At 45.3% G+C, this 14775-nt stretch carries 13 protein-coding genes and 5 pseudogenes; 4 read left to right on the top strand and 14 right to left on the bottom strand.

Going from position 1 to position 14775, the window contains the following annotated elements:
- Positions 1-286: 286 nt before the first annotated feature.
- From OGM16_12915 to OGM16_12885, 7 genes and pseudogenes are all read right to left on the bottom strand, one after another.
- Complete coding sequence (locus tag OGM16_12915; GenBank protein UYJ45705.1) at positions 287-676, bottom strand: hypothetical protein; 390 nt, start codon at positions 674-676, stop codon at positions 287-289.
- Positions 669-2453: a type IV secretory system conjugative DNA transfer family protein gene (locus OGM16_12910; protein UYJ45704.1), complete on the bottom strand. Its 1785-nt coding sequence runs from the start codon at positions 2451-2453 to the stop codon at positions 669-671. Before OGM16_12910 ends, OGM16_12915 begins: the two co-directional genes overlap by 8 nt.
- On the bottom strand, positions 2443-3363 hold the full coding sequence (locus OGM16_12905; protein UYJ45703.1) for a relaxase/mobilization nuclease domain-containing protein: 921 nt from the start codon (positions 3361-3363) through the stop codon (positions 2443-2445). Before OGM16_12905 ends, OGM16_12910 begins: the two co-directional genes overlap by 11 nt.
- A 1-nt stretch (position 3364) precedes the next feature.
- Positions 3365-3691 (bottom strand): MobC family plasmid mobilization relaxosome protein, encoded by a 327-nt coding sequence (locus OGM16_12900; protein ID UYJ45702.1) that lies wholly within the window; start codon positions 3689-3691, stop codon positions 3365-3367.
- A 463-nt stretch (positions 3692-4154) separates the two neighbouring features.
- A pseudogene (locus OGM16_12895) lies at positions 4155-5708 on the bottom strand (type IV secretory system conjugative DNA transfer family protein).
- On the bottom strand, positions 5705-6181 hold the full coding sequence (locus OGM16_12890; protein ID UYJ45701.1) for a PcfB family protein: 477 nt from the start codon (positions 6179-6181) through the stop codon (positions 5705-5707). The pseudogene OGM16_12895 and the gene OGM16_12890 overlap by 4 nt, the downstream one beginning before the upstream one ends.
- Before the next feature lie 41 nt (positions 6182-6222).
- Positions 6223-6303: pseudogene (locus OGM16_12885) on the bottom strand (DUF5348 domain-containing protein).
- 72 nt (positions 6304-6375) lie between these two features.
- On the opposite strand from OGM16_12885, the gene OGM16_12880 reads away from it, so the two are divergent.
- On the top strand, positions 6376-6717 hold the full coding sequence (locus OGM16_12880; protein UYJ45700.1) for a transposase: 342 nt from the start codon (positions 6376-6378) through the stop codon (positions 6715-6717).
- Positions 6714-7622 (top strand): IS3 family transposase, encoded by a 909-nt coding sequence (locus OGM16_12875; protein UYJ45699.1) that lies wholly within the window; start codon positions 6714-6716, stop codon positions 7620-7622. Before OGM16_12880 ends, OGM16_12875 begins: the two co-directional genes overlap by 4 nt.
- Before the next feature lie 49 nt (positions 7623-7671).
- Here the strand turns inward: OGM16_12875 and OGM16_12870 are convergent.
- Positions 7672-7821 (bottom strand): annotated as a pseudogene (locus tag OGM16_12870) (DUF5348 domain-containing protein).
- Positions 7822-7852: 31 nt separating this feature from the next.
- Positions 7853-8056: pseudogene (locus tag OGM16_12865) on the bottom strand (DUF6017 domain-containing protein).
- On the opposite strand from OGM16_12865, the pseudogene OGM16_12860 reads away from it, so the two are divergent.
- Positions 8052-9215 (top strand): annotated as a pseudogene (locus OGM16_12860) (recombinase family protein). The pseudogenes OGM16_12865 and OGM16_12860 sit on opposite strands and share 5 nt — an antisense overlap.
- A 128-nt stretch (positions 9216-9343) precedes the next feature.
- Here OGM16_12860 and OGM16_12855 read toward each other — a convergent pair.
- Both OGM16_12855 and OGM16_12850 read right to left on the bottom strand, forming a co-directional pair.
- Positions 9344-9547, bottom strand: coding sequence for a hypothetical protein (locus OGM16_12855; GenBank protein UYJ45698.1), 204 nt, complete (start codon positions 9545-9547; stop codon positions 9344-9346).
- On the bottom strand, positions 9537-9776 hold the full coding sequence (locus tag OGM16_12850) for a DUF5348 domain-containing protein (GenBank protein ID UYJ45697.1): 240 nt from the start codon (positions 9774-9776) through the stop codon (positions 9537-9539). Before OGM16_12850 ends, OGM16_12855 begins: the two co-directional genes overlap by 11 nt.
- 737 nt (positions 9777-10513) lie before the next feature.
- Here OGM16_12850 and OGM16_12845 point away from each other — a divergent pair.
- On the top strand, positions 10514-11428 hold the full coding sequence (locus OGM16_12845) for a DUF5688 family protein (GenBank protein UYJ45696.1): 915 nt from the start codon (positions 10514-10516) through the stop codon (positions 11426-11428).
- Positions 11429-11473: 45 nt separating this feature from the next.
- Here OGM16_12845 and OGM16_12840 read toward each other — a convergent pair whose 3' ends face one another.
- The 3 genes from OGM16_12840 to OGM16_12830 form a co-directional block, all read right to left on the bottom strand.
- Positions 11474-12655, bottom strand: a complete 1182-nt coding sequence (locus OGM16_12840; GenBank protein ID UYJ45695.1) for an N-acetylmuramoyl-L-alanine amidase family protein — start codon at positions 12653-12655, stop codon at positions 11474-11476.
- A 140-nt stretch (positions 12656-12795) separates the two neighbouring features.
- Positions 12796-13884: a hypothetical protein gene (locus OGM16_12835; GenBank protein UYJ45694.1), complete on the bottom strand. Its 1089-nt coding sequence runs from the start codon at positions 13882-13884 to the stop codon at positions 12796-12798.
- The gene (locus OGM16_12830; protein UYJ45693.1) at positions 13881-14774 is read right to left on the bottom strand and encodes a hypothetical protein; all 894 of its coding nucleotides are present in this window, start codon (positions 14772-14774) and stop codon (positions 13881-13883) included. The genes OGM16_12835 and OGM16_12830 overlap by 4 nt, the downstream gene beginning before the upstream one ends.
- Between the last annotated feature and the right edge of the window lies 1 nt (position 14775).

Here is a 14775-nt window from a genome sequence, read left to right as displayed (position 1 = left end):
CCGAGCCTCCAGCAGAAAGGAGGTGAATGCCTTATGGCAGAATTGTCCATCACTTTTCTTGTCTCTGTTTTAGCAGGAGTAGTTAGCCACTACATATGCAAATGGCTGGACAGAGATAAATAGGCAGCAACAGCCTAAACGGAGTAGTTCACCGTAACGAATAGAAAACCCCAGAGGTGGCCGCCTCTGGGGTTTTCGTTTTTGCCTTATGGAAGTCCATCACATTCCTTAGCTGTCTATATCATATTCTATTTTGTTCCGTTTGTCAATATTCCTCTCAAATCTTCTATCCCATAAGCAGATTCACTTTTACGCTGACCTTCACATCTTTTCCAGACTGGTTCAGTTTCTGGGCCACACAAAGGCGGTGACGGCCATCGGAACAGCCAATATGTCCATCCCGGCAGTAAAAAATATCAACCGGACGCTCAAATTTCCCCGCAATCAGCATTTTGGCAAGATTCACACAATATGCCGCTTCAAACTCCTCCGGTCTGTTGTCTTTCTTCAAACTGTCCATAAAATAAATATCCATCAATGACAATCCTTCGATTGGACACACCCCACTATGCTTTTGACAACACTCATTTCTATGAAAGCAGAATCGGAAATAATCTCCCTTCTCCGGCATAAACTTCCCATCTTTGATAAAATATGGCTGCTCTCTTTTACGCATTTTTAAAGTCCTCCTTAAAATAATATGCTTTTTTCACCCTGCAAAATCCATACGGCGATAACAGCAGTGCTTCATCTCCCAGGTTCTGCAATGCCTCCGGCCGGATAATATGTGTCAATCGCTTGCTCCGGCCACTGCTAGGCTGCTGCCCGCCAAATAATCCACCAGTATGCACCGTTACATCTGTCTGGTAATGCTGACCAACCATATCGGAGATTTCTCTTGCCGTTGCCGGGTCCATGACAGACAGGATCAATTTATACGCTGCGTTATCGGTAATGATTTTTCTTTCCGTCTGACCATAAACCTTATCTAACTGACTGTAAGACTGCATCAGCAGGCATACCGTACATCCTTTGCTTCGCAGGGTTGCCATACCGTCAATGACTGCTCTGGCTTTTCCCAACTGCGGAAACTCATCCAACAAAACCAGTGTCTGTACCTTGCCATCCTCTGGGAACGAAGTCATAGCATGTAAAAACTGATTGATCATCATGGATGTAAAGGCTTTCCAGTTTTTTAATCTGGCTTCTGGAATCTCCAAAAAAATCTGCTGCCCCTGCAACAACAATTCCGGCTTTATGGTCTTTTTTCTCGTCAACATTCTCTGGATTGCCGGGTCAGTAGCAAATAACTCTATGGCGTTCAGCACGTTTTGGATGATCGAGGTTTTCGTTTTGTCTGATGCCTCCCGGATATGCCGTATATGCTTTATGGCCTCCGTGCAACTAGATGACATAATTCTGTCCATAAATACATCCATGTCTCTCTCATAAATCTCTTTATTGATTGCAACAAAAGACATGCAGTTATAATAAGCCCATGTATATGCCCCAGCCAGATAACGTCTGGCAGCATTATCCCAAAATGGTTCCTCAATATTCGGGTTTTCCGGAATAATGGAATACAAAATATCGTTTAAAACATGGGTAAATTCGTCATGCGGCACCAGACGGAGCATCTCAAATGGATCATACCCATAGCTGTTATTGTCAGAAGGATCAACTACACACCGTCCATATCGGTGCGGTGCGTTTTTTAGCAGCTCTCCTTTGATATCAATCGCAAACACCGCACCAGTCCACATATGCAGAGTTGGGATTGCCACTGCACTCGATTTTCCGCTTCCTGGTGTACCAATACAGATAATATGTCCATCCAGTGTCTGCTGCTTGCCGATATATTTTAATCCATATTTTCCAAATACAAACCCCGGATTGTCTTCCAGATATAACCTGGAATTCGGTGCCGGACGCAATTCTCTGCGTTCTACTAATGGCAGTCTGCGTTCTTCTCGCTTTTGGGAGTCCAAAAGTGTCTTTATATCAAACGATCTTTCCCCCGCTATGTAATTTTTGATATTTTGCACCGTAACAATCCCCGATGGGATGATGCATAATGCATCCAAAAAATCATTTGCTTTGATTTTTGTTGGGATTAACAGAATCCTATAGATGACCATCAGAGCCGCAGCAATCCAGAGTCCGGTAAACTCCGTAATTGTCTTTGCGTAATCCAGCCATTTGTCTTTCTTTTTAGTACTTGAGCGTAAGGGCTCCACCTTTGGTGCATCTTCCTCTTTCTGTGGCTCCTGTTCAAACTCGTGATCCCGGTTTTCTTCCCATTCGTTTAACAAATTTTTATGGTCTCTTTCTTTTTCCTCGTCCAATCTGGCCTGCATCGTCAGTCTTTTCCGCCTGTCACGGAGGCTCTCCTGCTCTTTGGTCAATGGCTCAAAATTCTCTGGATTCGGAATAAACGGCTCTTTATCGCTCATATTCCATGCTCCTTTCTTTTTCCCGCCGCATCAACGATAATGCGTGCAGCTTCTCTTGATTTTTCTCTTTCTGCTGCAAATAATGCTCGATCGTGTCTTTTGTATACAGGTCTCCCAGTCTGCGTTCATGGCATGGCTTTGCCTTCCTGGAATCCCTGCACTCATGCTCCTCTTTCTGATTGCCAGAATTGCTACGGTCAAATTCCTGCGGAATATAACGGTATGCACCTTTATGTTCTTCTACCTTTACTTGATAACGATTCCACATGATTTCCTGAAACTGAGCTGGATTTTCTGCGTATTCCTTTGCCGACTCAATCTGTCCTCGCAGACGGTCTTTCCAACTGATCTCGCCTTTGGCAATCAATGCCATTTCGCATCTGGTCAGACGTTCCTGGGCTTTATTTCTGGTATTGACCAGGCTGTGTTCATATCCATACGCTTTACAGATCTGATTACCACGATCCATCAGCTCTTTTCGCAGCCCCGCCGTAGACTGGAAGCTGTGTCCCACCTTGACATGCTGTTCCTTATTTGCTCTATAACTGACATTATTAATCACGACATGAGCATGTAAATGATCTGGACGATCCGTATGGACAGCCAAATACCACTGATAATTGTCAATCTTGGTATCCCTGCACAACTGGGCTGCCATGTCCCGCACTTCTTCCGGACTGATCTTTTCCAGCGTGGTATTATAGCTGATGATCATATGGTAATAACTGCGGTTTCCTGCATCCGTAGGTTTGTCAAAATATTCTGCGATCGCCTTAAAATCCTGTTCAGCCGTGTCCTTGCTGCATCCAGATGTTTCAATAAGAGTTTCTGCAACCGTTCCTTCCCGGCTGACATAGTTGATAATTGCTGACACATCCCTTTTGCTTGGGTATATCTTAATAATAGGCATGTCATACCACCGCCTTTTCCTGCATCCCCTTTAATTCCATACGGATTTTTTCCAGACTTTCCGCGACCTCTCTTAATGCTGATTCTGATGGTGGGACACGATACATGTGTGACTGGTGGGTTAACTGGTTTAAATTTACCCCAATTCTCCGCACCTCCAAAACTAACTCCGGCAGTCCCTCGTAAATATATACATTGCCCTGCATAGCACAGACACGCATATACTCTGACACGGAAATACCGCTTTTCTGGCATTTTTGTCTAATCTGATTTCGCTGGGTCGGTGATACCTTGATCCCGATAAAATCATTTTTTGATTCTCTTTTCACTTCTATTTCAACCTCCTTCCGTGAGGCGTGAGTGAGGGTGGGTTCCATAGGGCGGGCTTCCCGCCCTTGGCCAGATGGTCAACGGTTTAACCGTTGACGTATCTGGCCTGCCACCGCAAATGTCAGATGCCCCATAAAAGCAACTGATATTTCAAGGTGGCTCTCCGGAGTTTCCCATAGTTAAAGATACCACACCCAATATCACAAACTCACGCTTAAACAATATTCCTTAGTCAACCACATACAATAACAAATACAAAAAAGCTGGAAGCAGGCTTAATTTTGCTCCCGGCTTTTCTTTATTGTTTTGATGAAGTCGTTCAATGATACTTGTTTTTGCTATCTGCTTACATAATGTGCATACTTGTCACTTGTGTTCTGATATATCTGTCCCTCTTATTGCCTAAACTCATATTAAGGGTGCGTCACAAGGTAGACTGCCACAAACGCCTTGAACACCCACTTCCGTCATAAGCTGCTTTCCCAATTTCTGATAGTTCAGCCCATGCGAAAGCTCCCGCCCCCTTGTTTCGGACGTGTTAAAGCTGTCTATCGTTTCTTTTCCTAAAATTTCCGATATTTCTTTAAGGGTGGTTTTCTCCTTGCCGCCCAAGAAAAGCGTGGTGTCGCAGTTGCCGACTATGGTATCGGCGTTGTCTTTGTAAATGGCTTTTAGCTGTGACTGGCTCTGCAAGATGATTGACGCGGATATTTCCCGGCTCCGTATCGTTGCAATGAGCTTTTCAAACTTTGGTATCTGCCCGATATTCGCAAATTCATCAAGTAAGCACCTAACATGGACGGGAAGCCGCCCGCCGTATTCATCATCTGCCTTGTCACAAAGCAAGTTGAATAGCTGTGTGTAAAGGATTGAAACGACAAAGTTAAAAGTGTCGTCGGTGTCGCTGATGATGACGAAAAGGGCGGTCTTTCTGTCGCCTATGGTGTCAAGCTCCATTTCGTCGGTTTCCATAAGCTCCCGCAGCTCCTTAATGTCGAATGGGGCTAACCTCGCGCCGCATGAGATAAGTATGCTTTTTGCGGTCTTGCCCGCCGCAAGTTTGTATTTTTTGTACTGCTTGACTGCAAAATGTTCCGGGTCTTTTTCTTCCAGACGTTCAAACATGAGGTCAACCGGGTTCTGGAAATCCTCGTCGTCCTCGCGGGCTTCCGACGCATTTATCATCTCAAGCAGCGTCGTGAAGTTCTTCTCGTCCTCCGGGGCTTCATACCAGATGTAGCCGATTAGCGCGGTGTAGTAGAGCTTTTCCGCTTTCACCCAGAAATCCTCGCCGGATTTTTCCCCGTCGCCTTTGGTGTTGGCGATAATGGTATTGACTAACTTCAAAATGTCCTTTTCGCTCCGCAGATAGGCAAAGGGATTGTATTTCATGGATTTTTTGAAGTTAATCGTATTTAGCACTTTGATACGGTATTTGTACCGCTGTAACATTTTCCCGGTTTCCAAAATCAGTGTTCCTTTCGGGTCAGTGACGATATACGACGTTGGAAAATCCTTTGACGTACATTGCATGAGCGACGGTTTCACAAAGAACCGGGTCTTGCCGCTGCCGGAACCGCCGATTACAAGGATATTTTTGTTTCTTGCGTATTTCGGCTGCTTCGGGCGGCTGTTCATGGTGAGCCGTTCCGTCTGCGTTAAGGGGATATTGTTCTCAAATACCGGGTCGGTGTACGGCTTTATGTCGTCAGCCCCGCCCCAACGCGCCGAACCGTATTCTGTCCCGCGGCGGTATTTCTTCGCGTTCTTGCCTTTGGTGTAGATAATCAGCCGGACAATGACCGCCCCCGCAATGCCTAAAGCTAAGTCTGCCGGGTGGAAGCTCGGCGCGATACTGGAAAAGGCGGCGGTAAAACCGTCCCCAAGATGTAGCAGCTTTGCGCTTGCGTCCGCGCCGGGGGAGAGCCGGACAGCCGCGCCCACTTTATCAAAGAGCCAGACAAAGAGCAGATACGGGAGATTTAGGATAAGCAGCTTCTTGATTTCCGGCTTCATAGCGATACCTCCCTGTCCTTGTTCTTGACCTTTGCCCGTTCCGCGTTTCTGCCCTGTGCAGCTTCTTTGAGGGTAGAGAGCAGCTTTCGGATTGAGGGCTTTTTCTCCTGTGTCAGCTTTTTTGCGGAAAATTCCTTAAAGGCTGCGGTCAGTACGTCCGCGTCCCGCCCCTTGAAGAAAACCAGATAGCGGGGCGGGCTTTCCGTCGCGTCCTTTTTCAGCGCAAAGTCGATACCGTACTTTTTCGCCGTACTCTCAAAGGCTTTGATATTGCCCTCGGTAATCTCAATGTTGGAAACGCCCGCGTTCTGCTTCATAAGCTGCTTTAAGCTCTGCTTGCCCTGTGGCGGTTTTGCAAGCTGCTTTTTGCCCTTTGACAGTATGGCTTTCATTGCCTTTTGGAGCGTCTGCGCGGTCAGCTTCCCGGTCTTGATGTAAAGGGCTATGGTCTTTTCGTTTACTTCGTCCTGCAATTTGTCGCGTCCTCCTTTCGCGTTTCTTTATGGGGCGGCGGTCAGATACGCACCCGCAGCCCGTTCAAGTCCTCGGCTCTGATACCCACAAGATACCAGTTGTCGCCGTACTCAATGATGGTGTATAAATAAAGTTGACAGCCTATTCTCAAGGATTTCATAGTATAATCAAGAGAATAAGGAGGTGCCCAACTATGGCACGAAGTCAACGTAAGTACGATCATGAATACAAAGTGCAGGCAGTTAAGCTTGCAAAAGAAATCGGTGGTGCGAAAGCCGCTAAAGAATTAGGAATTCCTGAAGGGACTATCCATACCTGGCTTAAAGCCGTAAGAACCGGACAACTGGATATTGGAGAAGGTGCCCATACTCCAGAATCTGCCATGAGCCTTGCGGAGGAATTAACCATGCTTCGAAAACGCGTGAAAGATCAGGATAAAGAAATTCGTCGTCTGAAAGAAGAAAACGAGTTTCTGGAAGAAGCCAGCGCTTTTTTCGCAGCGAGCCGTCGGAAGTCTCTAAGACCGAAAGAATGAAATTCATTGCGATTAAGACTGACGATGGCACCATCAAGGGAAAACTGGCTTTTTACTGTCGTATGTTACATGTGAGCCGCCAGGGATTTTATAAATATCTGTCCGTAAAAGACCGTCCGTGGAAATACCAGACGCTTGCAGATACCATGCTTGAAATCCATGCTGAGGATGTCTGCAACGACACCTATGGACGTGTACGTATGTTCCAGGCATTAACTCTTAAACGACCTGATGGCATTCCTATCCCCAGTGAGCGTACCGTTTATAGAGTCATGGAAAAAATCGGTCTCAGTCATCGTCCTAAGCGTAATCCGAAAGGAATTACGAAAGCAGACCGTGAGGCTCGTAAATCGGATGATCTTCTTAAGAGAAATTTCACATCAGAAAAGCCTCTTGAAAAATGCGTGACAGATATCACCGAAATCAAAGCAAAAGATGGAAAACTCTATGTTTCGGCAATCTTCGATTGTTTTGATTCAGCAGTACTGGGGCTGGCAATGGAAACCACGATGAAGGCAACGCTTTGCCAGCATACGGTAGAAAACGCTTTTATCGCATATCCTGAAATTCAAGGAGCAGTGCTTCACTCCGATCGAGGTAGCCAATATACCAGTGAGCTTTACCGCAGCACCCTGAGAAAATATGAAATCATCCAAAGTATGAACAGTGCCGGTGGTCGATGCCATGACAATGCCCGTTGTGAAAGCATGTGGGCGCGTCTAAAGACAGAATTATTGTATGACCGATACAACAGTGAAAACCTGACTGTGTCCGAACTGAAGTCTCTAATCTGGAGATACTTTATCAGTTATTGGAACAATCGGAGGATTTGCACCACCAATGGTGGTCTTCCTCCCATGCTCAAGCGACAGAGATACTATGATTCTCTGCGTATAGCAGCATAGTCCATGATGTCCTTGAGAAAAATGTGTCAACCAATCTTGACAACATCACAATCCGGGTCGGCTTCCACTTGCCCCGCACGAATACGTCAAAGCACTCGCCGCAATGCAAGCCCCCGTAGTAGCTGTTTAAGTCAAAGCGGATGTCGTAACGGTCGGTGCGCTCGTCAAATACCAATGCTCCTGTCATTTTCTGTGCCATAATAAAATCCTCCTTTTGTGGTTGTGGGTGGTTACAGGCTTTCGCCCTCATTGCATGAATAATAGTCCGGGTCGCCGTACTGCGGCTTTTTCGGTGACAGTGCGCCGCTTGCCATGTCATGGGCGACAAGGGAAGTGTAGTAGTTGCCGATTGTGGACGGGGCGTTGAAAAGGGCGGCTTTCAGATATTGCTTGATGTTGCGGATTTTGGTTGTGTTCTCCCGCATACAGTCAAGATTTGCCAATGGCGCACACTATGGAGCCTATGCACCGCTGGGCTATGTAAAAGACCCGGACAAAAAAGGTCATCTTCTGATCGACCCGGAAACACGCTGGATTGTAGAGAAGATTTTTGACCTTGCTGTACACGGGCGTGGAGCCGCCAGCATTACACGGATTCTGGTGGAGGAAAAAGTACCTACCCCCGGCTGGCTGAACTATGAAAGATACGGGACTTTCGCCAATATCTACGCCGGTGCGCCCGCAGAAAAAGCCTATGCGTGGACGATTGCACAGGTCAAGAGCATTTTGAAAGAGGAAACCTACATCGGTCACAGCGTTCACAACAAGCAGAGCAACATTTCATTCAAGAACAAGAAAAAGGTGCGGAAGCCGCAGGAAGAATGGTATCGTGTGGAAAATACCCACGAAGCCATCATTTCCGAAGAAGTGTTCCAAAAAGTTCAAGAGCTGATTGCAAGCAGACGCAGGAAACGCAGAAACGGTACGACACAGATTTTCGCAGGATTGATAAAATGTGCAGACTGCGGATGGTCTTTAGCCTATGGGGAAAACAAGCAGAACAAAAACCCATACGGGTACTACCATTGCAGCAAGAACGGACAGGAATTACGCCAGTGTTCCATGCACTATATCCGCTATGATGTACTGTATGCCTATGTGCTTGCAAGACTGCAATACTGGTCTATGCTGGCACAGAAAGATGAGGACAAGCTGCTGAAACGGCTGCTCAATGTCAGCGACAGGGAAAGGAACTCTGCGAAGAAAAAGCAGGCTGCGGAGCTGAAAAAGGCAGAGAAGCGTAAAGCCGAGGTTGACGGGCTGTTTGCTAAAATGTATGAGGACTGGTCTGCCGGACGCATAACCGAGTATAACTTCAATATGCTGTCCGAGAAGTACCAGAACGAGCAAAAGGAGCTTGAAACAAAAATAAGACAGCTTCACGAAATGATGGAAGCCGCCGTACAGACCGCAGCGGATGCTGAAAAGTGGATTGCCCTAATGAAACAGTATGTCAACCCTGTGGAGCTGACCGCCGAACTTCTGAACACTCTAATTGAAAAAATAACCGTCCACGAAGCTGTCAAGGGCGAGGATGGAAGCCGTGAGCAGGAAGTAGAAATCTACTACCGCTTCATCGGCAAAATCGACTGACCTTTCTTTTTTACCCAACAATATCTTTAATTAAGGGAAACGGGGCTGGATGCTCCATCTGCTGGATGCTGCGTAGAGCAGCAGACTGCTAATGGGGCAGACTGGTCGGAGATACCCCTCACTCACGCCTATACGCTGCCTCCAGATAAATAATCCCAGACTGCATTGCGGAGACGTTCCGGCCATCCAGATGCTTTACGGTATACATCCTCCAAAGCTGTATACACCAACGGACTCAGTGCCAGGATAACCGCCAGATTTAATGCCATCTGACTGCACTGCAACAACTTTTCGCTATTGCTTTTCCCAGATATCATATGTTTAATTTTCATGGCTACCCCACTTTCCGGTTCTGACGCTTAATCCCTCTAACTGCTCTGTCCGGATGCCTACCAGATACCAATCCGCACCATCATACTCAAGTCTGGTCTGTCTCCAGTGGCTCCCCACCTTAACCTCCAACGGTGTTCCGCAATGCAATCCATCGCTGTACTCCTCGATTCCGTAACGGATCATCATTCTGTCCGACTCTGCATCACGAACTAATGTTCCTTTTCTCATGTTGCGTATCCTCCTTATTTGTTATTTATGTTAACCTTTTCCGTTTTTTCAGAAAGGGATTAACCCAAAAATGAGTACAAAAAAAGCCGACTATCAATTTCTTGACAATCAACTTTCCCAAATGTAATGATACACAATTTTGATACCCGGAAATCAGACCGCAGGCTGCCGTTAAACGATTCATGGTCAGATTTGTGGTCAGATCAACATACAGTGGCTGGAGATACCGCATTTTCCTTTATTTTCTCTGGTGTATGTCAGTGGTTCGATTCCTCTCAGACGCATTCTTTTTTTATCTTTTTTTCCTCTTTCCCTTGACAAATCATCCCCCATCCCTTATTCTGGTTACATATCTTATATTTAATCTTTATCATTTCTATGATCTGTAATTGATTAGATACCAGGGTCAAAAGGTCATAAATCCGATGCAAGCTTGCTTGCAGGAGGATTTTTGAGCTTTGGACCTGCCAAAAACATGAGTAAGAAGTCATTTTTTGAAGAAAAATGAGCGGATTACGAATGTTTTTAGAATTGCGGGAGTGCAAAACACGTAGCAATTCGGTATCAGAGAGGTCAAAATACCTTTTGGCCTCAACATCTTGATTATAATGAATCCGTATGAATCCATTTTTACAACTGACTTTCATTTATGATGATGTCACCGCCAAATGGCATATCCGTTTACTATGGATCTGCGTATGCAGTTTTCATAAATATTATATTAGGAGGTATATCTTTTGGTATACAATGAATTTCTTGAAACAATGAAAAAACAAATGGAACTGGCACTGGGGGATGGTTACTCTCTTACTTTAAGGAAAGTACAGAAGAATAATAGTCTTATCCTGGACGGACTGTGTATTGAAAAAAACGGCAGTCCCGTAGCACCTTCTATTTACCTGAATCCCTTTTATGAGCATTATCTGGACGGCGTTTCTCTGGAAACGATCACCAAAAAGCTCTTAACTGCCTATCATGAAAACAGTTATCCGCCTTTTTTAAACCAGTTCGCACTTTCTGACTATGCTTCCATTTCTTCCCGTATTGCTTTCCGCCTGATCAATGCTGCTTCCAACCAGTCTCTTTTAAAGACCATGCCCCATATTCCCTGGCTGGATCTTGCTATTGTCTTTTATCTGTATATACAGGAAAATGAAGACGGTATTATGACAGCTGCCATTTATGACCATCATATAAAGACCTGGGGCATTACTGTAGATGATCTTTACAGGCAATCCCTCATTAACACTCCCAGTCTTTTTCCTCCTTCTATCTCCAGCATGTCATGTATTCTGGAATCTCTCGATCCCGGACATTTACACTATGACCCATCGCTGCCAGATACTCCTTTTTACGTTCTTACCAATAAAAACGGCATAAATGGCGCTGCCTGTATTCTTTACAAAGACACAATAAAAAATTTTGCTGAAGGGATGGACCGTAACATTCTGATCCTTCCCTCCAGCATTCATGAAGTTCTTCTTTTACCTGATGATGAGTTGGTCTCTTACAATGATCTTGCCCATCTGGTAACTTTTATCAACCAGACAGAAGTCCCGGCCCAGGACCGTCTTTCTAATCAGGTCTACCGTTATTCCCGCTCTGAAGATGATTTTTCAATTGTTTCCCTAAGTCCCTCTTCTGTATGCTGAACTGACTTTCATTTATGGTGATGTTCCTGTCCTGTACATGTCCGTTTACTGTACCCAGGCACCGGAACCATCCACATATCTTCCGTCAGGTGTCCATGTATTTGCATACATTACACCATTTCCGCCCATATAATACCATCTGCCGCCTACAAACTGCCAGCCTATCGTCATCTCACCGTTTCCGTTCAGATAATACCACTGGCCTCCGATCTGCTGCCAACCAACCTTCATAGCGCCGCTGGAATCCAGATAATACCATTTATTGCCTACGCACTGCCAGCCGGTCTGCATCTCACCGCTTCCGTTCAGATAATACCACTGGCCTCCCACAAACTGCCAGCCGGTAGTCATCACACCGCCACCGGTTAAATAATACCACTGTCTGTCTACTCTTACCCAGCCAGTCTGACAATAACCGGAGGTATTGAAATAGTACCATGCTCCATTGATCTGTTTCCAGCAGTTAGTCGGGTATCCGCCTGTGGAATATGAGTACCACCAGCCATTGTTATCCTGTATCCATTTGCCGGTTCCATTGTAAGTTCCTGCCTCGTCTTCATCTACGTAATACGAAGAGGAATCATCAGACCACTCACCTGCTTTATTGTTGTAGCTTGCAATGGCTCTTACGCGGAATGTGTAGTCTCCCTCTTTATTAAAGTAACCGGAGAAGTTAAAAGAAGTTGCCGTAGTATTTACAGTTGTCACTGTTTTTTCATTTCTTAACAGCTTTACATCATAGCTTTTTGCACCATCAATGGAATCCCACTCTGCAATACCATCATTCCACTCCAGATTGGATGTTCCCTCCAACTTGCCGCCTACACGCTTTAACTGGGCTGTTACTTCAATGTAATCACCGCTGTCATAGATCTTTGCTTTCTGGAACTCTGCATTGCAGCCGGAAATTTTGAAATGGCTTTTGCTTGTATAAGAGAATCGGTAGCCATCTTTTGCATAAAGCTCTACTTTTACTTCCGGCACATCTCCTACAGTCCAGGTATCCTGATTCTCTGCATTAGTATACTCAGCAGACTCTACATAATAACTGTCTGTATCACCACTTACATGGATAGAACCAATGGAATCTCCACTGGCCGGCGCCCTGTCGTAAGAAAAAGTCAGCTTTACTGTGTCAATTTTTTTGTCTGCTGCAAATGCAGGCATTACGGACATAAAGGTCATTGCTGCAGCTAATACCATACACCAGGCTTTTTTCATCTTCATATTCCATCCTCCTTACTATCACTTTTTATAAAAATGTCTGATTTTTATCTAGTTTCATTATAATAGAGAGGACGATAAGATGCAATTTCAGAATCCTTAAAAAGAGTTTACAAAATACTGTCTTTTCCGGCTTATTATTTTTACTGTACTGTGCCACCCATTAACTGGATCAATGCCAGGTTTTCATCACTGGTACCACTGTAGTTTGTAAATCCTAACAGCTCTGCACAATACTTTCTGGTCTCGAAGTCAGGAGAAATACCGCTGAGCATAAATGCATCGATCACAGAATGGCCTACATAACCAGCCAGAAAATCACTAAGATCGATATCGTCAGACTCTACATCTACACTGTCCTCTGCTGTAAGATAGCTTGTAAGGATATTTAAGGTGCTGTCTACATCTTCTGCCGCTGATTCATAAAGATAATAGGTAGTATCATCCTCTGTCAGCTCAAAGCAATAGCTGTCACCTTCTTCAGACAGATCCCATCCTAATTCATAGGACATATCTGTTTCATCATCGATCAGGGTCAGATGATCATAATCAAGACTCCACAGACCGGAAATGGACTGTGTCTGGATCTGGCCATTTTCATTGTAGAGAAGGTCAAAATATGCCTGGTCTCCTTCAAAATAGAAGATCATAGCTGTTTCGTCGCCGGAGCCGATCCAGTAAGTCCCCTGTGCTACGTACTCGATCACACTTGCAGTGGTCATCATCTGGTCTAATGTGTTTTCCAGGTTGCTTCCATCCCCCTCACTGGATAAGATAATATCATCTAACTGGATATACTCCCCATTTTCAGTTGTATACCAGTCAAATTCAAAAGTTGTGGGATCATCGGAGTAATCCTCATTGGCGTATAGATAAAATGTATCATAATCCGCTTTCCAGTAGCCATCCAGATCTGTTACCTCTCCATTTGTATCTAAAATTGCCATATACACATCTTTTTCATCAAAAGCAGCTACCATGATCTCCTGTTCACTGGAAATCCCCGCCCAGGTAGTACCTGCCAGGATCTCTGCCATATCAGAATCATTAACAGCCTCTGTTTCCTGTGCTGTCTCTGTTTGCGTTTCTGCTGCAGTGGTGGTTGCTATCGTTTCTTTCTTATCAGCCACCACCTTTTTAGTAGACCCGCCGCATCCTGCAAGGGAAATACACATTACGGCTGCCATTGCCACTGCTGTTCCTTTTTTCATACTACTCATCATCTTTCTCATTCTTTCTCCTCCATTTCCATTTCATTGAACCGCCTTAAACGTTCTCTGGCTACTTCTAACTGTGCCTCTATGTCTGTAGACGGGTCCTGCTTTTTCTCTTTTGTAAACGGTTCCGGTTGTTTGATACGTTTTATTGATCCTCCTGCGATGCTGCCAATAGCAGCTCCGGCTGCAACTGCTCCGGTAACAGCCGGGGCAGATCCCGGTTCAGGAATTTCAGATGCCATAGCCACCGTTTCCTTCTCCGGTATATCTGTCAGACTGTCAGTTGCCTTCGGCGCAGCCACATTTCTGGCATGTTCACTTACCTGGGCAATAGTGGCAGATGGTCCCCTCTGTGTGTATACAGCCTGCCGGATATCAGAGTCTGTTTGTGAAGACACATTTACTGTACCCTGTGACTTTATATGGACGCTTCCACCTGTACCAGATACTGTATTTGATGCATCTGTTACTGTACCAGATGCCACATTAGATGCTGCAGGTGTTGTCCCGGTCGTTTCTGCTACTGCGGCTGCACCGGATAATGCACCTGCTGTCGCACCGGCTCCTCCCGCAACTACAGTCACAACCACTGGATTTCCATAAAAATCCCGGTTATGCGCCCGGAACTGATTGCTTTTTGTCACCGCCTTTTTCTGGGCTGCGGTATACTTTGCATTTGACTGTTCTAACGCCTTTGTCATAAGGAGAATTACTCCCGCCCTCGTTTCCAAAGATGCTGCCAGCTTCGTAAGTGCTTGCCGCACACCGTCCAACATGGCATCTTTACCCAGAGATGCATTGACCTTTTTAATCTGTTCTAAAGCATTATCTAAATTTTTAACTGCCTTTTCATACTCTTTTTTCTGCTGTTCTAAACTATGGGCTGACACCTTTACAGAAGCCATA

It is taken from the genome of Lachnospiraceae bacterium (assembly GCA_025758065.1).
GTDB lineage: Bacteria > Bacillota > Clostridia > Lachnospirales > Lachnospiraceae > Enterocloster.
Note: the sequence above shows the minus strand (reverse complement) of the source record. Positions and strands in the feature narration are given on the sequence as shown.